Source organism: Pseudomonas sp. C1C7, from assembly GCF_013359595.1.
Classification (GTDB): domain Bacteria; phylum Pseudomonadota; class Gammaproteobacteria; order Pseudomonadales; family Pseudomonadaceae; genus Aquipseudomonas.
In genome coordinates, this window is the sequence record NZ_JABFMP010000060.1 from 1 (window position 1) to 23,073 (window position 23,073).

Annotated in this window: 20 protein-coding genes and 1 pseudogene; 12 read left to right on the top strand and 9 right to left on the bottom strand. The window is 61.8% G+C overall.

What is annotated here, in order from left to right; genetic code table 11:
* Positions 1-154: 154 nt before the first annotated feature.
* Positions 155-1,648 (bottom strand): CoA-acylating methylmalonate-semialdehyde dehydrogenase, encoded by a 1,494-nt coding sequence (locus HNO86_RS28715; RefSeq protein WP_175380311.1) that lies wholly within the window; start codon positions 1,646-1,648, stop codon positions 155-157.
* Positions 1,649-1,723: 75 nt separating this feature from the next.
* Positions 1,724-3,073, bottom strand: a complete 1,350-nt coding sequence (locus HNO86_RS28720; RefSeq protein WP_175380312.1) for an aspartate aminotransferase family protein — start codon at positions 3,071-3,073, stop codon at positions 1,724-1,726.
* 138 nt (positions 3,074-3,211) lie between these two features.
* Here HNO86_RS28720 and HNO86_RS28725 point away from each other — a divergent pair, with 138 nt between their 5' ends.
* From HNO86_RS28725 to HNO86_RS28740, 4 genes are all read left to right on the top strand, one after another.
* Positions 3,212-4,132 carry a LysR family transcriptional regulator gene (locus HNO86_RS28725; protein WP_175380313.1) on the top strand — a complete coding sequence of 307 codons (921 nt, stop codon included), beginning with the start codon at positions 3,212-3,214 and terminating at the stop codon, positions 4,130-4,132.
* Between the two features lie 45 nt (positions 4,133-4,177).
* Positions 4,178-4,759 carry a YigZ family protein gene (locus HNO86_RS28730; RefSeq protein ID WP_175380314.1) on the top strand — a complete coding sequence of 194 codons (582 nt, stop codon included), beginning with the start codon at positions 4,178-4,180 and terminating at the stop codon, positions 4,757-4,759.
* A gap of 477 nt (positions 4,760-5,236) precedes the next feature.
* Positions 5,237-5,923, top strand: coding sequence for an SDR family oxidoreductase (locus HNO86_RS28735; protein ID WP_175380315.1), 687 nt, complete (start codon positions 5,237-5,239; stop codon positions 5,921-5,923).
* A gap of 253 nt (positions 5,924-6,176) precedes the next feature.
* Positions 6,177-7,535, top strand: a complete 1,359-nt coding sequence (locus HNO86_RS28740; protein ID WP_175380316.1) for an 8-oxoguanine deaminase — start codon at positions 6,177-6,179, stop codon at positions 7,533-7,535.
* 125 nt (positions 7,536-7,660) lie between these two features.
* Here HNO86_RS28740 and HNO86_RS28745 read toward each other — a convergent pair whose 3' ends face one another.
* Positions 7,661-8,752 (bottom strand): calcium:proton antiporter, encoded by a 1,092-nt coding sequence (locus HNO86_RS28745; protein WP_175380317.1) that lies wholly within the window; start codon positions 8,750-8,752, stop codon positions 7,661-7,663.
* A gap of 183 nt (positions 8,753-8,935) precedes the next feature.
* On the opposite strand from HNO86_RS28745, the gene HNO86_RS28750 reads away from it, so the two are divergent.
* Positions 8,936-9,889: an adenosine deaminase gene (locus HNO86_RS28750; RefSeq protein WP_175380318.1), complete on the top strand. Its 954-nt coding sequence runs from the start codon at positions 8,936-8,938 to the stop codon at positions 9,887-9,889.
* Between the two features lie 71 nt (positions 9,890-9,960).
* Here the strand turns inward: HNO86_RS28750 and HNO86_RS28755 are convergent, their stop codons facing one another.
* A complete protein-coding gene (locus tag HNO86_RS28755) occupies positions 9,961-10,695 on the bottom strand; it encodes a helix-turn-helix transcriptional regulator (protein WP_175380319.1) in 735 nt (244 codons plus the stop codon).
* A gap of 304 nt (positions 10,696-10,999) precedes the next feature.
* Positions 11,000-11,929, bottom strand: a complete 930-nt coding sequence (locus HNO86_RS28760) for a LysR family transcriptional regulator (RefSeq protein WP_175380320.1) — start codon at positions 11,927-11,929, stop codon at positions 11,000-11,002.
* A 115-nt stretch (positions 11,930-12,044) separates the two neighbouring features.
* On the opposite strand from HNO86_RS28760, the gene HNO86_RS28765 reads away from it, so the two are divergent.
* Positions 12,045-13,058, top strand: a complete 1,014-nt coding sequence (locus HNO86_RS28765; protein ID WP_175380321.1) for a zinc-binding alcohol dehydrogenase family protein — start codon at positions 12,045-12,047, stop codon at positions 13,056-13,058.
* A 177-nt stretch (positions 13,059-13,235) separates the two neighbouring features.
* Entirely contained in the window at positions 13,236-13,406 is a 171-nt protein-coding gene (locus HNO86_RS28770; protein WP_175380322.1) for a hypothetical protein, read from the top strand.
* A gap of 10 nt (positions 13,407-13,416) precedes the next feature.
* Here HNO86_RS28770 and HNO86_RS28775 read toward each other — a convergent pair whose 3' ends face one another.
* Together HNO86_RS28775 and HNO86_RS28780 are read right to left on the bottom strand one after the other, a co-directional pair.
* A complete protein-coding gene (locus tag HNO86_RS28775; RefSeq protein WP_175380323.1) occupies positions 13,417-14,613 on the bottom strand; it encodes a multidrug effflux MFS transporter in 1,197 nt (398 codons plus the stop codon).
* A 94-nt stretch (positions 14,614-14,707) separates the two neighbouring features.
* Positions 14,708-14,905, bottom strand: coding sequence for a heavy-metal-associated domain-containing protein (locus HNO86_RS28780; protein ID WP_175380324.1), 198 nt, complete (start codon positions 14,903-14,905; stop codon positions 14,708-14,710).
* A 160-nt stretch (positions 14,906-15,065) separates the two neighbouring features.
* Between HNO86_RS28780 and HNO86_RS28785 the strand changes: the two genes are divergently transcribed.
* The 3 genes from HNO86_RS28785 (at position 15,066) to cueR (ending at position 18,441) form a co-directional block, all read left to right on the top strand.
* On the top strand, positions 15,066-15,449 hold the full coding sequence (locus HNO86_RS28785) for a hypothetical protein (RefSeq protein WP_175380325.1): 384 nt from the start codon (positions 15,066-15,068) through the stop codon (positions 15,447-15,449).
* A 188-nt stretch (positions 15,450-15,637) separates the two neighbouring features.
* The gene (locus tag HNO86_RS28790; RefSeq protein WP_175380326.1) at positions 15,638-18,031 is read left to right on the top strand and encodes a heavy metal translocating P-type ATPase; all 2,394 of its coding nucleotides are present in this window, start codon (positions 15,638-15,640) and stop codon (positions 18,029-18,031) included.
* The gene (cueR, locus tag HNO86_RS28795) at positions 18,028-18,441 is read left to right on the top strand and encodes a Cu(I)-responsive transcriptional regulator (protein ID WP_175380327.1); all 414 of its coding nucleotides are present in this window, start codon (positions 18,028-18,030) and stop codon (positions 18,439-18,441) included. The genes HNO86_RS28790 and cueR overlap by 4 nt, the downstream gene beginning before the upstream one ends.
* Before the next feature lie 200 nt (positions 18,442-18,641).
* Here the strand turns inward: cueR and HNO86_RS28800 are convergent, their stop codons facing one another.
* Positions 18,642-19,535 carry a PA4780 family RIO1-like protein kinase gene (locus HNO86_RS28800; protein WP_175380328.1) on the bottom strand — a complete coding sequence of 298 codons (894 nt, stop codon included), beginning with the start codon at positions 19,533-19,535 and terminating at the stop codon, positions 18,642-18,644.
* A 439-nt stretch (positions 19,536-19,974) separates the two neighbouring features.
* Between HNO86_RS28800 and HNO86_RS30750 the strand changes: the two are divergent.
* A pseudogene (locus tag HNO86_RS30750) lies at positions 19,975-21,063 on the top strand (cache domain-containing protein); the annotation flags it as partial.
* 129 nt (positions 21,064-21,192) lie between these two features.
* Positions 21,193-21,921, top strand: coding sequence for a methyl-accepting chemotaxis protein (locus tag HNO86_RS30755; RefSeq protein WP_372242572.1), 729 nt, complete (start codon positions 21,193-21,195; stop codon positions 21,919-21,921).
* 100 nt (positions 21,922-22,021) lie between these two features.
* Here the strand turns inward: HNO86_RS30755 and HNO86_RS28810 are convergent, their stop codons facing one another.
* Positions 22,022-22,813, bottom strand: a complete 792-nt coding sequence (locus HNO86_RS28810; protein ID WP_175380330.1) for a helix-turn-helix transcriptional regulator — start codon at positions 22,811-22,813, stop codon at positions 22,022-22,024.
* Positions 22,814-23,073: the final 260 nt, after the last annotated feature.

A 23,073-nucleotide genomic window follows, 5' to 3' on the forward strand; every position in this document is an offset into this window, starting at 1 on the left:
TTCGACTGCGCCGGAAGTGGGGCGAATTATAGAGATCTGAAATCTGCCGTCAACACCTATTTTCATAAATCTGTCATACAGATTTAAAAAGCCCCTAAAAGAAGAAGGCCGGCCCCCTCATGACAAGGGGGCCGGCCTTCTCTTCCACTACTGCTTACAAGCTAGGGAATGCGAACTGCGACGCTTCATGGCTCGCACGCTGCGGCCAGCGCTGGGTGATGGCCTTGCGGCGCGTGTAGAAACGCACGCCATCCGGGCCATAAGCATGCAGGTCACCGAACAGCGAACGCTTCCAGCCGCCGAAGCTGTGGTAAGCCACAGGCACCGGCAACGGCACGTTCACGCCAACCATGCCCACTTCGATCTCGTCGCAGAACAAGCGCGCCGCTTCACCGTCACGGGTGAAGATGCAGGTGCCGTTGCCGTACTCGTGATCGTTGATCAGTTGCATGGCTTCTTCCAGGCTGTTGACCCGAACGACGCACAGTACCGGCCCGAAGATCTCTTCTTTATAGATACGCATCTCAGGAGTGACGTTGTCGAACAGGCAGCCACCCAGGAAGAAGCCGTTTTCATGACCGGCCACGCTCAGACCACGACCGTCCACCACCAGGGTCGCACCTGCCGCTACGCCATCTTCGACATAACCGCTGACCTTGTCGCGCGCCTGACCGGTCACCAATGGCCCCATGTCCAGACCGCACGAAGTGCCGGCACCGATTTTCAGCGCCTTGATCTGTGGCGTCAGCTTGGCCACCAGGGCATCGGCAACCTGATCGCCCACGCAGACCGCCACCGAGATCGCCATGCAGCGCTCGCCGCACGAACCGTAAGCAGCCCCCATCAGTGCGCTGACGGCGTTATCCAGATCCGCATCCGGCATCAGCACCGCATGGTTCTTCGCCCCGCCCAGCGCCTGGACGCGCTTGCCGCGCTTGGTGCCCTCGGAATAGATGTATTCAGCAATTGGCGTCGAGCCAACAAAGCTCAGCGCTTTCACTTCCGGCGCTTCGATCAGCGCATCCACCGCAGCCTTGTCACCATGAACCACGCTCAGCACGCCTTTCGGCAGGCCGGCTTCCAGCAGCAGTTGTGCGATCAGCAGCGTCGAGCTTGGATCACGCTCGGATGGCTTGAGGATGAAGCAGTTGCCGCAGACGATTGCCAGCGGGTACATCCACAGCGGCACCATGGCCGGGAAGTTGAACGGGGTGATACCCGCCACGACGCCCAGCGGCTGGAAATCGGACCAGGCATCGATGTTCGGGCCGACGTTGCGGCTGTACTCGCCCTTGAGGATTTCCGGTGCGGCGCAGGCGAACTCGACGTTCTCGATACCACGCTTCAATTCACCGGCAGCGTCTTCCAGAGTCTTGCCGTGTTCTTCGCTGATCAGTTGGGCGATACGCGCCTCGTTCTGCTCCAGCAGTTGCTTGAAGCGAAACATCACCTGGGCGCGCTTGGCCGCCGGTGTGTTGCGCCAGGCCGGGAAAGCAGCCTTGGCCGCGTCGATGGCCTGTTGAATGGTTTCGCGGCTGGCCAGTGGCAGCTTGTGGATCGCCTGACCGGTGGACGGATTGAACACGTCGGTGCTGCGGCCAGTTTCGGTGATCAGTTCACCGTTGATCAAATGCGGAATAACGCTCATGGAAGCTCCTGAAAATGTGTCCACGGGCGCCCTCTATAAAGGGCGCCTTCTATATGGATGCGTAGCTGAACCAAATCAGTCGAGTTTGCTCAGCACTTCGCCGACCGCGTCGAACAGGCGATCCAGGTCTTGCGGCTTGCTGTTGAAGGTTGGGCCGAACTGCAGGGTGTCGCCACCGAAGCGTACATAGAAGCCTGCTTTCCACAGCGCCATGCCCGCCTCGAACGGACGCACGATGGCGTCGCCGTCACGCGGTGCGATCTGGATCGCGCCGGCCAGGCCGTAGTTGCGGATATCGATGATGTTCTTCGTGCCTTTCAGGCCGTGCAGTGCATTTTCGAAATGCGGCGCGACTTCGGCCACGCTCTGCACCAGGCTTTCCTTTTGCAACAGGTCGAGTGCAGCCAGGCCCGCGGCGCACGCCACCGGGTGAGCCGAATAGGTGTAGCCGTGCGGGAACTCCACCGCGTACTCAGGCGTCGGCTGGTTCATGAAGGTCTGGTAGATCTCGGAGCTGGCAATCACCGCGCCCATCGGAATCGCGCCGTTGGTGACTTGCTTGGCGATGCACATCAGGTCCGGGGTCACGCCGAAAGTGGTGGCGCCGAACATGGTGCCGGTACGGCCGAAACCGGTGATCACTTCGTCGAACACCAGCAGGATGCTGTGCTGGTCGCAAATTTCGCGCAGACGCTTGAGGTAACCCTGTGGCGGTACCAGCACGCCAGCGGAGCCGGCCAGTGGCTCGACGAACACGGCAGCGATGTTCGAGGCATCGTGCAGTTCGATCAGCTTCAGCAGCTCATCGGCCAGCGCGATACCGCCCTGCTCCGGCATGCCACGGGAGAATGCATTGCTCGCCAGCAGTGTGTGCGGCAGGTGGTCGACGTCCATCATCGCCTGGCCGAACAGTTTACGGTTGCCGTTGACGCCGCCCAGGCTGGTGCCGGCGATGTTCACGCCGTGATAGCCACGGGCACGACCGATCATTTTGGTCTTGGTCGGCTGGCCTTTCAGGCGCCAGTAGGCACGCACCATTTTCACTGCGGTGTCGGCACATTCGGAGCCGGAGTCGGTGAAGAACACGTGATTGAGGTTGCCCGGCGTCAGGTCAGTGATTTTTTCCGCCAGCTGGAACGACAGCGGGTGGCCGTACTGGAAGGCTGGCGAGTAATCGAGGGTGCCCAGTTGCTTGGCGACCGCTTCCTGAATTTCCTTGCGGGTGTGACCGGCGCCACAGGTCCACAGGCCCGACAGCGAGTCATAGACCTTGCGGCCCTTGTCGTCAATCAGCCAGCTGCCTTCGGCGCCAACGATCAGACGCGGATCGCGCTGGAAGTTACGGTTGGCGGTGTAAGGCATCCAGTGAGCATCGAGCTTCAGTTGGCTGGCCAGAGAAGTCGGTGCGTTTTCAGGCAAATTCATGGGTGGAACCTCGCAAGGCAATAAGCGGCGCAGGGGATGAAAAGCGTTGTTGCAGCTAAATTGCCACGGGGATAAAGTCGGTGAAATCCAACTTTTCTAACCTTCAGTCAGCCGTTTACTAAACTATCGAGCAACCCCATGAGCAGCCGCCGTCCCGACCCGCTGGCGCAAGTCAGCGACTTTGATATCCGCCTGTTGCGGATCTTTCGCAGCGTGGTCGAGTCCGGAGGATTCTCTGCCGCCGAGAGCGTGCTCGGCATCGGTCGCTCGGCCATCAGCCAGCAGATGAGCGACCTGGAGCAGCGCCTCGGTCTGCGTCTGTGCCAGCGTGGTCGCGCCGGTTTTTCCCTGACCGAAGAAGGTCGCGAGGTGTATCAATCGGCGTTGCAGCTGTTGAGCGCGCTGGAAAGCTTTCGCACCGAGGTCAACGGCCTGCACCAGCACTTGCGCGGCGAGCTGACCATTGGCCTGACCGATAACCTGGTCACCCTGCCCCACATGCGCATCACCCATGCCCTGGCGCAATTGAAGGAGCGCGGCCCGGACGTGCAGATCCAGATCCGCATGATCCCGCCCAATGAAGTGGAACAAGGCGTACTCGACGGCCGCTTGCACGTCGGCGTGGTGCCGCAGGCCAGCGCGTTGTCGGGGCTGGAATATCAACCGCTCTACAGCGAGCGCTCGCTGCTGTACTGCGCGGTGGGCCACCCGCTGTTTTATGTCGACGACAAGCAACTGGACGACGGGCGCCTCAATCAACAGGACGCCATCGCCCCGACTTTTCGTTTACCGGCGGAGATCCAGGCCCATTACCAGGCACTCAATTGCACCGCCAGCGCCTCGGACCGCGAAGGCATGGCCTTCCTGATTCTGACCGGGCGCTACATTGGTTATCTGCCGGATCACTACGCCAGCCTCTGGGTCCAGCAAGGTCGCCTGCGCGCGCTCAAACCCAAGGCGCGCTTCTATGACCTGAGCCTAGCCTCGGTCACCCGCAAGGGCCGCCGTCCGCATCTGGTGCTGGAGAGTTTCCTTGAGAGCCTCGCGGCGACCCGTTAACGTGTCCGACGCCCCGCCAACCCTTCAAGACCTTAAATAACGCCCATGCCATTCACCCTCAGCGACTTTTGCGAGTACCGCGAAGAAATCCGCAAAAGCCGTTTCATCACCTTCGCCGCGCCCATCGGCAGCCCTGCCGAGGCGCAAGCCTTCATCGAGCAGCACAGCGACCTCGACGCCACGCACAACTGCTGGGCGTGGAAGCTTGGCGATCAATACCGCAGCACCGATGACGGCGAACCCGGCGGCACCGCTGGCCGGCCGATATTGGCGGCGATCGAGGCGCAGGATTGCGATCAAGTCGTGGTGCTGGTGATTCGCTGGTATGGCGGCATTCAACTGGGCACCGGCGGACTCGCCCGAGCCTACGGCGGCGGAGCCAACAAATGCCTGCAGGCAGCACCCAAGATCGAGTTGATCAGCCGCGTTCCACTGCGCTGTGCCTGCGCGTTCGGCGAGTTGGCGCTGGTGAAGCTGCGGGTCGCGGAGCTCGGTGGACTGGTGGTGCAGGAAGATTTCACGGCCAATGGCGTCGAATTGCAGCTGGCGGTGGGGGAGGCGCATATCGAAACGTTGCAACGGCAATTGGCGGATTTGAGTCGCGGGCGGATTTTGTTGCAGCGTTGAACCCTCATGCAGGAGCTGTCCAAGGCTGCGATCTTTATAGCGTTTGCTTTTATCCCCAGCCGCGCACATTTGCCCACATCTGCTGTGCACCCGGCTGTGGATAACCTGAGCACATACCGCTGTAACCCTTCTGTCATGCGGCTTTGCGGGATTTGTTCACTTTTCGTCCAATTTGCCATCACAAAATACAAATTCAATTAAAAACAGTCACTTAGAGCGGTTTATCACCTTTGGAAGATAGCCGTCCCACGCTTATGCCCGACATTCGCGCTTGCGCACAAATACTGTGGAGCAATCTGTGGATAACCCGTTCATTCCCGTCGCCGCCCCATGCCGGACATGGCTTGCGCGCGACTGATCATTTTTTGAGCAGATTTACCGACAGGCATACCGCTCCGAATAACAATGAACTCGACGCCTCGCATCAGGCGTTGCAGCATAGGCATCCGTGACTCTCACTCATCAAGGAAGCCACTCATGTCCAAGGCAAAAACCGCACTGATCATCGGCGCCTCCCGGGGGCTGGGCCTCGGCCTGGTGAAAACCCTGCTGGCCGATGGCTGGCAAGTCACCGCCACCGTGCGCAACCCGCAAAACGCCGAGGCCCTGAAGGCACTGGGCGATGTGCGGATCGAGAAGCTCGACATGGACGACCGGCAGGCGGTGATCGCCTTGAGCCAGCAGCTCAAGGGCGAAGTGTTCGACCTGCTGTTCGTCAATGCCGGCGTCAAGGGACCGGACGTGCAGACGCCAGGCGGTGCGACGCAGGCCGAAGTCGGCCAGCTGTTCTTCACCAACGCCGTGGCGCCAATCAACCTGGCGCAGATCTTTGTCGGACAGATCCGTCCGGACACCGGCGTGCTGGCGTTCATGAGTTCGGTACTGGGCAGCGTGACCATGCCCGACGCGCCGGAACTGGCGCTGTACAAGGCCAGCAAAGCCGCGCTGAACTCCATGACCAACAGCTTCGTCACGCAACTGGGCGAGCAGAAACTGACCGTGCTGTCGTTGCATCCGGGTTGGGTGAAGACCGACATGGGCGGCGAAGGCGCCGATATCGATGTGCAGACCAGCACTCGGGGCCTGGTTGATCAGGTGAATGCCTGGGCCGGCAAGGGCGGGCATCATTTTGTGAATTACCGGGGTGAGACCATTCCATGGTGATCCCGGACCTGTAGGAGCAAAGCTTGCTCGCGATGGACGACCGGGCACCGCGGGGTGTCAGGCTGCCAACGTCTTCGTTGACCACCATCGCGAGCAAGCTCGGCTCCTACGGAGATGTACGTCGGGTCGGGCTTGCCCGCAGCAAGCTTTTGATCGACACTGCCCACCTCGCCTCCCCGGCGACCCTGGATCAGCAGACAGGGCAACACTGAGCTGGCAACCCTGAACCCAACTTTCAGAGGAGCCGGCCAACATGCCTGCGACCCGTACCTGGTTAAAAAATCCCCTCGCCGTTTTCACGGCCAACGGTCTCGATGCCCGTGGCGGTCTGGTGCTGCAAGACGGTTTGATCGTCGAAGTGCTCGGCGCTGGCCAGCAGCCTTCCGCACCCTGTGGACAAGTCTTCGATGCCCGCGAGCATGTGATCCTGCCGGGTCTGATCAACACCCACCACCACTTCTATCAAACCCTGACCCGCGCCTGGGCGCCGGTGGTCAACCAGCCGTTGTTTCCATGGCTGAAAACCCTGTACCCGGTCTGGGCTCGCCTGACTCCGGAAAAACTCGCCCTGGCCACCAAGGTCGCCCTGGCCGAATTGCTGCTGTCGGGTTGCACCACCGCCGCCGACCATCACTACCTGTTCCCCGACGGGCTGGAAAATGCCATCGACGTGCAAGTCCAGAGCGTTCGCGAACTGGGCATGCGCGCCATGCTGACCCGTGGATCGATGAGCCTCGGCGAAAAAGACGGCGGCCTGCCACCGCAGCAGACCGTGCAGGAAGGCCAGGTGATTCTCGACGACAGCCAGCGCCTGATCGCCGAATACCACGAGCGCGGTGATGGCGCGCAGATCCAGATCGCCCTGGCGCCCTGCTCGCCGTTCTCGGTGACCCAGGAAATCATGGCCGCCAGCGCCGAACTGGCGAACAAGCTCGACGTGCGCCTGCACACGCACCTGGCGGAAACCCTCGACGAAGAGGATTTCTGTCTGCAGCGTTTCGGCCTGCGTACCGTCGACTATCTCGACAGCGTCGGCTGGCTCGGCCCGCGTACCTGGCTGGCCCACGGCATCCACTTCAACCCGGATGAAATCGCTCGCCTGGGCGCCGCCGGCACCGGCATCTGCCATTGCCCGAGCTCGAACATGCGCCTGGCGTCCGGCATCTGCCCGAGCATCGAGCTGACCGAAGCCGGAGCGCCGCTGGGCCTGGGCGTGGACGGTTCGGCCTCCAACGATGCATCGAACATGATCCTCGAAGCGCGGCAGGCGCTGTACATCCAGCGCCTGCGCTATGGCGCCGAGAAGATCACGCCGGAACGCGTGCTGGGTTGGGCGACCAAGGGTTCGGCGCAGTTGCTTGGCCGTAGCGACATTGGTGAGCTGGCGGTGGGCAAGCAGGCTGACCTGGCGCTGTTCAAGCTCGATGAACTGCGATTCTCCGGTAGCCATGATCCGGTGTCGGCGCTGCTGCTGTGCGGCGCCGACCGGGCGGATCGGGTGATGGTGGGTGGCAAGTGGCGGGTGATTGACGGACAGGTCGAGGGGCTGGATCTGAAGGGCTTGATTGCCGATCACAGCCAGGCGGCGCGGCAGTTGATCGCCGGTTCCTGATACAACACCACGCCTGTAGGAGCCGAGCTTGCTCGCGATAGCGGTATGTCAGACACATTGATATGGGCTGACACACCGCTATCGCGAGCAAGCTCGGCTCCTACAGGAGTTGGTTTGTGCCGGGCTCAGAGGCCCAGCAGCGACAACATGATGAAGGTCGCGAACAGCACAAAATGCGTCATCCCCTCGATGGCATTGGTTTCACCGTCATTCAAATTGATCGCGCTGACAATCAGCGTGATGAAGATCATCACCGTCTGCACCGGGGTCATGGCCATCTGGAATGGCTGGCCGGTGTAGAGCGCCATCGCCTCCATCACCGGTACCGTCAGGATCACCGTCGACAACGAGGCCCCCAGCGCGATGTTGACCACCGACTGCATGCGGTTGGCCAGTGCCGCGCGCAATGCGGTCAGGATCTCCGGTGCCGCGGAAATCGTCGCCACCAGAATCGCCGTGACCACCGGCGGTGCCCCCGTCCCTTCCAGCCCCAGATCGAGAGTCTTGGACATCACCTCCGCCAACGCGCCAATCACCACCACGCCAAACACCAGAATGCCGATGGACAGCGCGAGACTGACGGGTTTCGGTTCCTGTTCGATGGGCTCTTTCCGGCGGCGTTTATCCGGATAGCTGTAGCTGAAAAAGTAACTGTGCGGCCCGACCTGCATGCGCAGGAACAGCGCGTAGAGCACCACCATCGCGCCGATGGTGAACGCCGAATACAACTTCCAGCGAGCCTCGGGAATGAACTCCGGGACCACCATCGACACGCCCATGGCGGTGAGGATCATCACGCTGTAACTGCGCGCCGAGTCATCGTTGTAGGACTGTTCGCCATGTTTTAGGCCGCCCATCAACGCCGCCAGGCCGAGGATGCCGTTGATATCGAGCATCACCGCCGAATAAATCGTGTCGCGCACCAGGGTCGCCGAAGCTTCGTTGCTCATCATGATCGCCAGGATCACCACTTCCACCAGCACCGCCGCCAGGGTCAGGATCATGGTGCCGTAGGGATCACCGACTTTTTCCGCGAGCAATTCGGCCTGATGAGCCACGCGCATGGATGCTGCGATGATGAACGCGATCAACACCAGCCCGGCGCTCAGCGCCACCGCCTGCCCGCTGTGCAGCAACCAGTGCTCGAGCGCGAATGCGACCACGGCGGCGAGCACCGCCAGCAGCAGAAAGCTTTCCTGTTTAAGGATCGTGAGCATGGCGGGCCTTTTGCAGAGTTAGAGCTGTTAAGCGACTGACTGCGACGCGGTGCTAATGTTTCGTTAGACCTTAGCCCATCGATGGCTCGAGCCAGGGTTATGAACCTTTCGGTCAGGTTTAACCGAATGTTTGTGAAAGCATCTGTAGAATGCCCGCCCATCTGCACCTGATGAGAAAAGAATATGTACGACTGGCTGAACGCCCTGCCCAAGGCAGAACTGCACCTGCACCTTGAAGGTTCGCTGGAGCCCGAGCTGCTGTTCGCCCTGGCCGAGCGCAACAAGATCGCCCTGCCGTGGAGCGATGTCGAAACCCTGCGCAAGGCCTACGCCTTCAACAACCTGCAAGAGTTCCTCGACCTGTACTACCAGGGCGCCGGCGTGCTGCAAACGTCCCAGGACTTCTACGACCTGACCTGGGCCTACCTGCTGCGCTGCAAGGAACAGAACGTGATTCACACAGAACCGTTCTTCGATCCGCAGACCCACACCGATCGTGGCATTGCGTTCGAAGTGGTGCTCAACGGCATCGCCGCCGCCTTGAAAGATGGCGAGCAGCAACTGGGCATCACCAGCGGCCTGATCCTGAGCTTCCTGCGTCACCTGAGCGAAGAAGAAGCGCAGAAAACCCTCGACCAGGCGTTGCCGTTCCGTGAAGCCTTTGTGGCGGTCGGCCTGGACAGCTCCGAGATGGGGCATCCACCGAGCAAGTTCCAGCGCGTGTTCGACCGTGCCCGCGACGAAGGCTTCCTGACCGTCGCCCACGCCGGTGAAGAAGGTCCGCCCGAGTACATCTGGGAAGCACTCGATCTGTTGAAGATCCAGCGTATCGACCATGGCGTACGCGCCATCGAGGACGAGCGCCTGATGCAGCGGATCATCGACGAGCAGATCCCGCTGACCGTGTGCCCGTTGTCCAACACCAAGCTGTGCGTGTTCGACCACATGTCGCAGCACAACATTCTCGACATGCTCGAACGTGGCGTGAAAGTGACGGTGAACTCCGATGATCCGGCGTACTTCGGTGGTTATGTCACCGAGAACTTCCATGCGCTGCATACGCACCTGGGCATGACTCAGGATCAGGCCAGGCGACTGGCGCAGAACAGCCTGGATGCGCGGTTGGTGAAGCCTTAAAGGCTGACGAAAACCAAAATGTGGGAGCGGGCTTGCTCGCTCCCACAGGTTTTTGTGTTGGATCGGAAAGGTTACAAGGCCATTTCCAGCTCGGTTTCCTTGGCGAAACGATGGATTTCCCGCTGCCCCGCAGCCGTGAGCTGCAACGCTCGCGAATCCGCCGGCAACGTCAGCCACCCGGACTGCATGAACAACTGCAACAACGCCGCTCCCAGTGACCCGCCCATGTGCGGGCGTCTTTCGCTCCAGTCCGGGCAGGCGCATGCCGACTTGCCGTTACGGTGAGCCAGCGCCTGGATGAACACCCCTCGCGCCGCCAGTTCCGTCGAGCCCTTGAGCGTGATCGTCACCCGCTGATCGAACTGTTCGATCCAGCCCGCCTCCAGCAACCGCTGATACAGATCCGCAGCCAACGTGCCGCCCAGATGGTCGTCGCACAGTCGCGCGCGCAACAACGACGAGCGCTTGGGCGGCGGGCTGGCCAGAGGCGTGCTGTGTCTGAAAATGTCCGGAATGTTCTGCGGGGTGCTGGCCAGCGTCGCACTCGCCAGCGCTTCGATCGCGGCACCGACTTCGGGAGCCGACAGGCGGAAGAAACGCTTTCGCCCCCGGGTTTCGACCTTCAACAGCCCCCCGGTGGACAGGCGCCCCAGATGGGCGCTGGCCGAAGACGGCGACAGACCGGCCAGCAAGGCCAGTTCCTCGGCCTGTCGCGCGGTGCCGTCCATCAAGGCCCACATCATTGCGCTGCGCTTGGGATCAGCCAGCAAAGTGGCTATCTGGCTGATACAAGGTGCATGTTCCATGAATTCACTCCCTGTTGAATCGTTCGTCTGTTGCTCTGTTCGTCTGCCGCAAAGAGACATCTTGACCACAAATGCACCGTCGGCCAATGCGTGGTTACCGCCATGAACCGCGCAAAGTCTTCGCCCACCCTGGCCATCGGCGGGCCGGGTCGAGCGACCTCGCTTTGACGGATGGACTTTGCCGTGGCAACTGAAGGCGCTTGCGTGAGAGGCGCTAGTATAGGCGGGCCAATCACGGGTTTTTGCCCTCTGCAAACCCACGATGCTGATAGTTGCTGAGGGAAATTTCGCTTTTTTCCTGCGACTAATGACCGATTCCGCTCAACCCCGGAAAATGACTGCTCAACGAAGCGCATCGGCTGGCAAGCATTTCCCGCAGAAGGTTCACAGGCTTACTCAATTGTGCGCGATGGGCGCACAACAAATTCAGCGGAGCGCGCTCGCAAAGCAGTTCCGGCATCAACACCTTCAATCGCCCCGCCAGCACGTCGGCGCCTACATCGAGCCAGGATTTGTAGGCGATCCCGGCCCCCGCCAGCGCCCACAGTCGCACCACATCGGCATCGTCACTGAAGCGATCTCCGCTGACCGTCAGGCCGACCTCGCGTTTGCCGTCGTGAAAACTCCAATGGTCGTGGACCCGGCTGCCGAGCATGTAGAGCAGGCAATTGTGCTGGGCCAATTGCTCGAGCTGACGCGGCTCGCCATGCCGCGCCAGGTAGCTCGGCGCGGCACACAGCACGCGCCGGTTCTGCGGTGCGATCGGCAGCGCCACCAGGCTGGAGTCTTCCGGTTCGCCGTAGCGCAGGGCGATGTCCACCGGCTGGCGGAACAGATCGGCGATGCGGTCCCCCAGCAAAAGGCGCACCGTGAGCTTGGGATGCTCGCGCTGAAACTCGTCCAGCCACGGCAGCAGCAGGTTGCGACCGAAGTCCGACGGTGCCGACAACTGCAACACGCCGCTGACCTGATCCTGGCCGCTGGCCAATAGCCGCCGCCCCTCGTCGAGATTGCTCAGCGCCGCCCGGGCATATTCCAGGAAGCCCTCGCCTTCGGCGGTCAGGCGCAGGCTGCGGGTCGAGCGGGCGAGCAAGCGGGCGCCGAGCTGCTGTTCGATGCGTTTCAACGCCGCACTGGCCACCGCCGCCGACATGTCCATGCCCCGCGCGGCCGCCGACAGGCTGCCCAGATCCGCCGCCCGGACGAACAACTGCAAATCATCGAAACGCAGCATCGAAGATCCATTATCAAAAAATTATTGAAAGAGACTGCTCTTTTAGCCGGTTTTTTCTTCGGCAGAAATAATCAATCATCTGCCCATCGAAATCACCCTGTTTCAGGAGCCACAGATGAAAGCCATTGCCTACTACGCGTCCCTGCCGATCAGCGACGAGAAATCCCTGCAGGACATCGAACTGCCGGAGCCTGTCGCCGGCCCGCGCGACCTGCTGGTGGAAGTCAAAGCCATCTCGGTCAACCCGGTGGACACCAAGGTCCGCCAGAACGTCCAGCCCGAGGGTGGCGCAGCCAAAGTGCTGGGCTGGGACGTGGCCGGCGTGGTCAAGGCGGTGGGCAGTGAGGTGACCCTGTTCAAGGCCGGGGACAAGGTGTTCTACGCCGGCTCCATCGCCCGCGCCGGCGGCAACAGCGAACTGCATGTGGTGGATGAGCGGATCGTCGGCCACATGCCGAAAACCCTCAACTTTGCCGAAGCCGCCGCCCTGCCCCTGACCGCGATCACCGCCTGGGAGCTGCTGTTCGAGCGCCTGCAGATTCGCGAAGGAAAAACCGATGAAGGCCAGAGCCTGCTGATCGTCGGTGCCGCCGGCGGCGTCGGCTCGATCCTCACCCAATTGGCCAAGCAACTCACCGGCCTGAACGTCATCGGCACCGCGTCGCGTCCACAGACCCAGAGCTGGGTGAAGGAGTTGGGCGCCGATCAGGTAATCGATCACAGCCAGCCGCTCAGTGAAGCGCTGAAAAACGCCGGCATCCCTCAAGTGACGCACGTGGCAAGCCTGACCCAGACCGATCATCACCTCGATCAACTGATCGAAGCCCTGGCGCCGCAAGGCAAACTGGCGTTGATCGATGACCCCAAAGCCCTGGATGTGACCAAGCTCAAGCGCAAGAGCCTCTCGCTGCACTGGGAGTTCATGTACACCCGTTCGCTGTTCGAAACCGCGGACATGATCGAACAGCACAAGCTGCTCGATCGCGTGGCGCAACTGGTCGATGAGGGGACCCTCAAGACGACGGTCGGCGAGCACTTTGGCATCATCAATGCGGCCAATCTGCGCCGAGCCCATGCACTGCTGGAAAGCGGCAAGGCCAAGGGCAAGATTGTGTTGGAAGGGTTTTAAAAGGCCCTGGATCAAAAGATCGCAGCCTGCACAGCGGACAAAATCATGTCCGGAAGTTACCGCAAGCTGCGATCTTTTGCCGTCAGTCCGAAGGTTGATCCTTGTCACAAACGCTACGAAATTCGGGTCTACAATCGAATTCTCTGCGAGGCAATCTTTTACTTGAGGAGGTCAGCAATGAAGATCCTGATAAAAGAATTGGCGAAATCCCAGTGGCAGGTCCGCCTGGACCAACACGCCGTGACATTCCGCAGCGAAGCCGAAGCACGCGCCTTCACCAGCACCCTCGAAGCGCGCCTGCACGCGCCCCATTACCTCCCTCAACGCCAGCAACGCGCTGTCGGCTGAGCCCACCTCCTCAGACCTGGGCTTGCGCCAACGCCCGGGCATTCTGCAGACGCCGGGTGAGCATGGCCGCACTCACCACCAACGCTCCGCACAGGCTGATGACCATCGCCATCGGCATGGCGCTGCCGTCGTGCAAGACCCCCACCAGCGCGGCGGCGCCGGCGGCCACGCTGAATTGCAGGCAGCCGAGCATCGCCGATGCGCTGCCCGCCCGTGCGCCCTGGCCGTTCATCGCGCAGGCTGAAGCATTGGGAATGATGCAACCCAGGCTCGAGATGCAGATAAACAGTGGAATCAGCAGCGGCCATAACTTCTCGGTGTGCAAGGCACTGACCGCCAGCAGGGTCAGACCGGCACCGAAGTAGACCCACACCGCACGAGTGAGAAGGAACGCTGGCCCGCGCTTCGATAACAACCGCGCATTGATTTGCGCCACCAGAATGAAGCCTGCGGCGTTGGTGCCGAACAGCCAGCCGAAATGCTCGGCGGGCACGCCATAGAGTTTGATGAAGACGAACGGCGAGCCGGCGATGTAGGCAAACATCCCGGCGATGGCGATACCGCCGGTCAGGGCGTGCCCCAGGAACACCGAATCCTTGAGCAGCCGACCGTACTGACGCAGCGCCCCGGACAGCGGCTGGCGCGGCACATGGGCCGGCAGACTTTCCGGCAGGCCGACGGCCACGGCCAGGCCGGCCAGTGCGCTGAAACCGGTCAGCGCGAGGAAGATCGACTGCCAGCCGGTGGTGTTGACCAGCAACCCGCCGAGCATCGGCGCAAGAATCGGCGCCAGGCCCATCACCAGCATCAACTGCGAAAAGACCTTGGCCGCCCCTACCGCATCACACTTGTCGCTGACCACCGCCCGGGAAATCACCATGCCCGCGCAACCACCCAAGGCCTGGACGAATCGCGCACCGATCAGCCATTCCAGGCTCGGTGCATAGGCGCACGCCAGAGATGCCAGGGTGAACAACGCGACACCGGCCAGCAGCGGAATGCGTCGACCGAAGCGATCGGCCACCGGCCCGTAGCCCAGTTGCCCGATGGACAGGCCGAGGAAATACGCCGCCAGGGTCAGCTGAACGTGTTTTTCGTCGGTGCCGAAAGCCTGCGCCATCGCCGGGAAGGCCGGCAGGTAAAAGTCGATCGCCAGCGGACCGAAAGCGCTCAAGGCGCCGAGAATAAGGATTGTGCGGAAGTTCATCAGGCATCCAGTTGGGCAGAAGTCGGCAGGCCCGACAGTCTAGCCGCGCATGGACGCCTTGAACATTCCGATAGCTCGCTAACTATTAAAAAGATCAGGCCAGCTTGACGCCGTAGCCCTCTTCGCTGATCACCGCGATCACCTGCTCAGCCGACAGCGACGACTCGACGCCGACTTCCTTTGCCGCCAGATCGACGCGCACGCTGGCCGCCGGATCCTTGGCCTGGACCGCTTGAGTGATGGCCCTGACGCAGTGACCGCAGGACATGCCTTCGACATTGAACACTTGCATGGTACGACTCCTTTGATGAGGCGTTTGAGTGAGGTTGCCGGCAGTGTCGAGCTTGCCACCATGGCAAGGTCAAGTTCTGAAGTGATCTGCCGGGCTGGCAATTGGCGCCGCGCTCGGCCAAGCTGCGTCCATTCATGTTTCGATCTCAGGAGATTCAGCCATGCGCTGGTCAGCTTTCAGCCTGTTTGGCCTGCTCGGCCTTTTCGCCGCCATGCCTTCGGCCCATGCCGCCGGGGAAGACTACGGCGTGCTGATCATTTCCCGCGAGCGACTGGAAGTCGCGACCAGTTGCGAAATTGGCGTGTACATCCACGACCAGCTGTCCGCGCGCCTGTTCCAGGAGCAAAGCACCTCGTTCAACCTGCCGCCGGGCAATATTTCCCTGCGCCTCAAGTTGCTGCCGGGCCAGGTGCCGGGCTGCAACCCGGGCATGCTCGCGCCGGGTTCGCAGGACATCACCTTGCGCGCGGGTGAAGTGCAGAAGTACCGGATTGCGATGACGCAGGAAGGGATGTATTTGAAGCGTACGGGGCTGGGATACTGAGTCGCCAGTAAAAGATCGCAGCCTTCGGCAGCTCCTACAGTGTTTTGGGTTTGCTACAGATTTTGTGTACACCCGCCGCCCTGTAGGAGCTGCCGAAGGCTGCGATCTTTTGATCTTCAACAAGGCACTTGACCTTACCAGCATGGCAAGGTTGATCCTGTAGACATCTTCTATAGGGAGTGTGCCCCATGTCCGAATCCACCACATTCGATCTGCCGATTGCCGGCATGACCTGCGCCTCCTGCGCCGGGCGTGTCGAGCGGGCGTTGAGCAAGGTCATCGGCGCCAGTGCCGTCAGCGTGAATCTGGCCACCGAGCAGGCTCGGGTCCAGGCGCCGGCCGATAGCCTTCCGGCTCTGATGGACGCCGTGCACAAGGCCGGTTACAGCGTCCCGCAGCAGAGTTTGGAGTTGAGCATCGACGGCATGACCTGCGCCTCCTGCGTCGGCCGCGTCGAACGCGCCTTGAACAAAGTGGCGGGCGTCAAAACCGTCAGCGTCAACCTGGCCAACGAACGCGCTCATCTGGAACTGCTCGGCCAGGTCGATGCGCAATCCCTGATCGACGCCGTGACCAAAGCCGGCTACAACGCCAGCGTCTGGCAAGCCGACCATCCGCAAACGGACACTCAACAAAACCGCCTGCACCGCGAACGCTGGGCGCTGATCGCGGCCATCGCCCTCGCCTTGCCGCTGGTCTTGCCGATGCTACTGCAACCCTTCGGCGTACACTGGATGCTCCCGGCCTGGGCGCAGTTCGCGCTGGCCACGCCGGTGCAATTCATCTTCGGCGCGCGGTTTTATGTGGCCGCGTGGAAAGCCGTGCGCGCCGGTGCCGGCAACATGGACCTGCTGGTCGCCCTGGGCACCAGCGCCGGTTATGGCTTGAGCGTCTACGAATGGGCCACCGCCGCCGGGCGCATGCCGCACCTGTATTTCGAAGCGTCGGCGGTGGTGATCGCGCTGGTGCTGCTGGGCAAATACCTGGAGAGCCGCGCCAAGCGCCAGACCGCCAGCGCCATCCGCGCCCTGGAAGCGCTGCGCCCGGAGCGGGCGATTCAGGTGATCGACGGTCGCGAGCAGGACGTCGCCATCAGCGCCCTGCGCATCCATGATCTGGTGCTGGTCAAACCCGGCGAACGCTTCCCGGTGGACGGTGAAGTGGTCGACGGCCAGAGCCATGCCGACGAAGCGCTGATCAGCGGCGAAAGCCTGCCGGTCCCCAAACAACCTGGCGACAAGGTCACCGGCGGCGCCATCAATGGCGAGGGCCGGTTGCTGGTGCGCACCCAGGCGCTCGGTGCCGAAACGGTGCTGGCGCGGATCATTCGGCTGGTGGAGGACGCCCAGGCCGCCAAGGCACCGATCCAGAAGCTTGTGGATAAAGTCAGTCAGATCTTCGTCCCGGTGGTTCTGCTGCTGGCCCTGGCGACCCTGATCGGTTGGTGGCTGTACGGCGCGCCGCTGGAAACCGCGCTGATCAATGCCGTCGCCGTGCTGGTGATCGCCTGCCCTTGTGCTCTGGGCCTGGCGACGCCAACCGCGATCATGGCCGGCACCGGAGTGGCGGCGCGCTACGGGATTCTGATCAAGGACGCTGAAGCGTTGGAACGCGCCCACGAGGTCAACGCCGTGGTGTTCGACAAGACCGGCACGCTGACGTCGGGCACTCCGCGCATCGCGCACTTGAAGGCCCTCGATGGTGACGACGCCAAATTGCTGCAACTGGCCGGCGCCCTGCAACGCGGCAGTGAGCATCCGCTGGCCAAGGCTGTGCTGGATGAATGTGCGCAACGGGGTCTGGACGTGGCGGATGTCAGCGACAGCCAGTCGCTGACCGGACGCGGCATTGCCGGCAGCCTCGAGGGCCGGCGCCTGGCCTTGGGTAATCGACGCTTGCTTGAGGAAAGCGGTTTGAACGCCGCGTCTCTGGCGGATCTCGCCCGTGCGTGGGAAGCCGAAGGCCGCACCCTTTCCTGGCTGATCGAACAAAGCCCCGCGCCGCAGGTTTTGGGCCTGTTCGCTTTCGGCGACACCCTCAAACCCGGCGCGCTGCAAGCCGTGCAACAACTCGGCGCACGGCAGATCGGCAGCCACCTGCTGACCGGTGACAACCGTGGCAGCGCCAAAGTGGTGGCCGAGGCGCTGGGCATCCGCCATGTGCACGCCGAGGTGCTGCCGGCGGACAAGGCGGCCGAAGTCGCGGCATTGAAGCAATCCGGTGTGGTGGCGATGGTCGGCGACGGCATCAACGATGCGCCGGCGCTGGCGGCGGCGGATATCGGCATCGCCATGGGCGGCGGCACCGACGTGGCCATGCACGCCGCCGGGATCACCCTGATGCGCGGTGATCCGCGGTTGGTGCCCGCGGCACTGGAGATCAGCCGCAAGACCTACGCGAAGATCCGGCAAAATCTGTTCTGGGCCTTCGTCTATAACCTGATCGGCATTCCCCTGGCGGCATTCGGCTTCCTCAACCCGGTGTTGGCAGGTGCCGCGATGGCCCTGTCGAGTGTGAGCGTGGTGAGCAATGCGCTACTGTTGAAAACCTGGAAACCCGAGGATCTGGAGGACAACCGATGAACATCGGCCAAGCAGCCCGTCACAGCGGCCTGAGCGCGAAGATGATCCGTTACTACGAGTCCATCGGCCTGCTCAAGGCGGCCCATCGCACTGACAGCGGTTACCGGCTGTATGGCGACGACGACTTGCACACCCTGGCGTTCATCAAGCGCTCCCGGGACCTGGGGTTTTCCCTGGAGGAAGTCGGCAAGCTGCTGACCCTCTGGCAGGACCGCCAGCGCGCCAGTGCCGATGTGAAGGCGTTGGCGCGACAGCACATCGATGAGCTGAACCAGAAAATCCGCGAGTTGGGGCAACTGCGCGATACCTTGCAGGACCTGGTGGAGCATTGTCAGGGTGACCACCGGCCCGATTGCCCGATTCTCAAGAATCTGGAGTCGGGGTGTTGTGCGGCTGCGGTTCAGGCCTGAGGCATTTTTGTTGGATGTACCGGCCTCTTCGCGGGCAAGCCTCGCGCCTACAGGGCTTGTTGCCTTTCGCCATTTTTGTGAACAGTCTGAGTACCTGTAGGAGCGAGGCTTGCCCGCGAAGGCGGACTGTCAGGGAACATCAATCCTGAATCTGCAGCCCACAAAAAAACCGGCCAAAGCCGGTTTTCTGTTTTACCCGATCACTGCATCCATGGGGGCGGCGGTTCTTCGGTTTTGCCCGGGGGGGCGTCGTTTGCCGCGCGGGCCGCTTGTTTGCGTTCTTCGTCACGGCGCGCCGCTTCGATCTCGCGCATCACGCCGCCGACATCGGCCAGCTCTTCGGAATCGGCGAACTCACCGGTCAGAACGCTGCCCGGATGCAGCTTGCCCTCTTCATACAGGGCCCACATCTCCTTGGCATAACGGGTCTTCTTCAACTCCGGCGCGAACCGTCCGAAGTAGGCGGCCATGTTGTTCACGTCCCGCTCCAGCATGCTGAAGGCGTGGTTGTTGCCCGCCGCATCCACCGCCTGCGGCAAGTCGATGATCACCGGACCATTGGGCGCCAGCAGCACGTTGAACTCCGAGAGGTCACCGTGCACCAATCCGGTACACAGCATCAACACGATCTGCGAAATCAGAAAGGCGTGGTACTCGCGCGCCTGTTCCGGTTCCAGCACCACGTCGTTCAAACGCGGCGCGGCGTCGCCGTATTCGTCGGCCACCAGTTCCATCAGCAGTACGCCTTCGAGGAAGTCATACGGCTTGGGTACCCGCACACCGGCGTTGGCCAGTCGGAACAACGCCGCCACTTCGGCGTTCTGCCAGGCGTCTTCGGCCTCCTTGCGACCGAACTTGGAACCCTTGGCCATGGCCCGGGCCTGACGACTGTTGCGCACCTTGCGGCCTTCCTGATACTCGGCCGCCTGGCGGAAACTGCGTTTGTTCGCCTCCTTGTAGACTTTCGCGCAACGCAACTGATTGCCGCAGCGCACCACATAAACAGCTGCTTCCTTCCCGCTCATGAGCGGGCGCAGCACCTCGTCGACCAGACCGTCTTCGATCAGGGGTTCAATGCGTTTTGGAGTCTTCATCAGCTTTTATTCTGGGTCCTTTATTACCAAACACGCGAAAGTCATTCGTTATACGGCAATCCTCCGTTTGCGGGGAGGGGGTGCCGACCTGTGAACCATGCCGATGCACACAATGTGCCGGTTTTATCACGAAAACCCGCTGGCCATCCGCGACCGCGGCGGATCATAGCCGAGCCATACGCACCTGATAGCCGGGGGTCGCAGGGGTATTTGTGACAGAAACCGACATCAAATCCCCACTGTTACAGGATTTTTCCAAACGGCCCTCAATTTCCTCCGACAACAGCCGAAGCCCTGAGTGACAAACTGATTTGTCCGACAATCCTTTCCTACAGAAGAAGGACGTCGCCCCCACGGACCCGGGCCATAAAAAATACGGCTGCCAATAAACCGCGAGGCATCTGCACTGCGTGGGCTTACAAGAAAATCTGGAGCGCGGATGAACATCAAACAGAAGTTGACCTGGGCGTTTGCAATCATCGCCTGCTTGCCCGTGGTGCTGGTCGCCACCCTCGTTGTGCTGAACTTGCGCAGTGATGCCCTGGATGGATTCGTCGACAGCAGCGGTCGCGAAATCCGTCAGGTCAGCAATGCCATGCAACTGTTCTTCGACGGCATCAGCCAGAACGTCGAGTACCTGGCCAACCAGCCGCTGATCAAGAATTCCGATGACAGCATCAAGACCTACATGAGCGCCAACGCCGACAGCGTGCCAAAAGGCGAGATGGACAAGAAGGTCTTCACCTTCCTGCAGGACCTGGGCAACGCTCATCCGTCCTACGCCTACGCCATCCTCGGCACCGCCGCTGGCGGCTATGTGTCGTGGCCGGACGATGAAAAACTCACCAATTACGACCCGCGCCAGCGCCCCTGGTACAAGGCAGCCCAGGCCAAGCCGGGCAAGCCGTTCCGCACCGAGGCCTACTACTGGGCGCAGAACGACACCACCTACGTCAGCACCGTGCGCACCATCGACAACAAGCTGGGCACCAACGGCGGCGTGGTCAGTATCGACGTATCGCTCAAGCAGCTCACCGAGCTGGTCAAGCAGATCAAACTGGGTGAAACCGGCTACCTGATGCTGCTGGAAAACACCGGCACCGTACTGGTCGATCCGAAGAAGCCCGAGCACAACTTCAAGGCCCTGGGCAGCCTCGGCGACGGCTACGCGCAACTGGCGAAGGCCGGCAAAGGCGTGCTTGAAGTCGAACTCGACGGCGAGCACTACATGGCCAACGTCTGGCCGTCGGAGCAACTGGGCTGGACTTTCATCGGCCTGATCAAGAAGAACGATGTGATGAGCACCGCGACCCAGCTGACCTGGCTGATCGCGATCATCGCCGCCGTGCTGGCCGTGATCTTCGCCGTGGTCGGCGCCAGTTTCGCCAGCCTCATCGTGCGACCGATCCGTGGTGTGGCCGATGGCCTGGAAGGCATCGCCCAGGGTGAAGGCGATCTGACCAAGAGCCTGGAAATCCGTGGCCGCGACGAAACCGCGCAACTGGCCAACTGGTTCAACCAGTTCCTGGCGGCAATTCGCAACCTGATCCAGAACATCGGCGGCGCCGCGACCAAGATCCTCGCGACTTCCAAGAGCTCGACCCAGGTCTCCAGCGACATGGCCGAAGCGGCCGGGCGTCAGCGTGAAGCGGTGGACATGGTCTCCACGGCCTTCCACGAAATGGTCGCCACCGCCAACGAAGTCGCCCGTTCCTGCAGCCAGGCGGCCGAATCCGCGGACAGTGGCCAACGCCAGGCCCGCGAAGGCCAGCAGCAGATCGACGCGGCGGTGAGCAGCGTGGATCGCCTGAGCCAGGAAATCGAACAGTCGGCCGAGTCGATGCAACAGCTCGAACGCGACAGTAACGACATTCAGTCGATCCTCGGCACCATCCGTTCGATCGCCGAACAGACCAACCTGCTGGCCCTGAACGCGGCCATCGAAGCGGCACGCGCCGGTGAGCAGGGTCGCGGTTTTGCGGTGGTGGCGGACGAAGTGCGGGCCCTGGCCAAGCGCACCGCCGATTCCACGGCAGAAATCGACGGACTGCTGGGCAACCTGGCCAAACGCACCAGCCAGGTGACGCAGCAGATGCACGCCAGCCTGGAAGTTTCGCAGCAGTCGGTGACGCGCATCGGCGAGGCCCGCAACAGCTTCGGGCAGATCCGCGAATCGGTGGACGTGATCCGCGACATGAACACCCAGATCGCCACAGCGGCGGAACAGCAGCATCAGGTGGCTGAAGACATCAACCGCCACATCAGCCAGATCCATGGTGACGCGCAGTTGGTGGCGGAGCTGGCGAACTCGGCGCGTCTGGATTCCCAGAGCCTGGCCGGGTTGTCCAATGAGCTGGATGGGTTGGTGCGGCGGTTCCGTACCTAAAAATCAAAAGCTAGATCAAAAGATCGCAGCCTTCGGCAGCTCCTACAGGAGAATGTTTATCCCTGTAGGCGCTGCCGGAGGCTGTGATCTTTTAGCTGCCTCACTGTCGAAACAATTCCCCCGGGGTAAACCCGAACAGTGATTTGAACGCCGCAATAAACGCCGACGTCGAGTCATACCCACACGCCAGCGCCGTATTGGTCACGCTGTCCCCCTCCTCCAACAGACTCAGCGACGACAACAGCCGCATCCGCTGACGCCACCCGCGAAAGCTCAACCCGGTTTCGCGCTGGAACAGGCGCATCAGGGTTTTCTCCGACATGCCCAGGCGCTCGGCCCATTCCTGCAGGGTCACGGTGTGTTCGGGGTTTTCGATCAGTTCGTTGCACAAGCCCAGCAACCGTTCATGGCGCGGCAACGGCAGGGAGAAGCCGACTTCCGGCAGGTTCGCCAACTGATCCAGCAGCACGCCCACCAATCGCGCCTCCTGACTGTCACCCTGTGGATATTCCACCGGCAGCAGGCAGAAACTCTTGATCAATTCCCGGGCCAGCGGCGTCACCTCCAGCACCCGACAACGCCCGTCCGCCCACTTGCAATCCTCGCGACGTACATACAGGCTGCGCATCTCGGCGCGCATCGAGGTCACCACCTGGTGCTCAAGATCCGCCGGAATCCAGATCCCCCACTGCGGCGGCGCAAAGAAACTGCCTTCGGCGGTGTGCACGCCGAGAACACCGCTGATGGCATAGGAAAACTGCACCCAATCGTGGGTGTGGGCCGGGGTCCAGGAGCCGGCGTTCAGGCTCTCGACCCGAGCGTACAAAGGGCGCGGCAGCGTGGTGATGGGCGGGATGCTGCGTTCGAGGGACACTTGTCCGTTGGTCGGCATTGATGGGCCTTGTGTTGCTGGACGGCTGATGGGGCGACAGTAGGGCATGCTCCAGATCTATTCAACACCACTAAACCCTGTGGGCCTGCCCGCGATGACGGTGGCAAATCCAACATCCATGTGTCAGATAGACCGCTATCGCGGGCAAGCCCGCTCCCACAGGTTCCTGCTCCCACATTGGGAATGCATTCCAGTCGGCTAAATCCTTAGCGTTCGATGATGGCGGTGACACCCTGCCCCCCCGCCGCACAAATCGACAC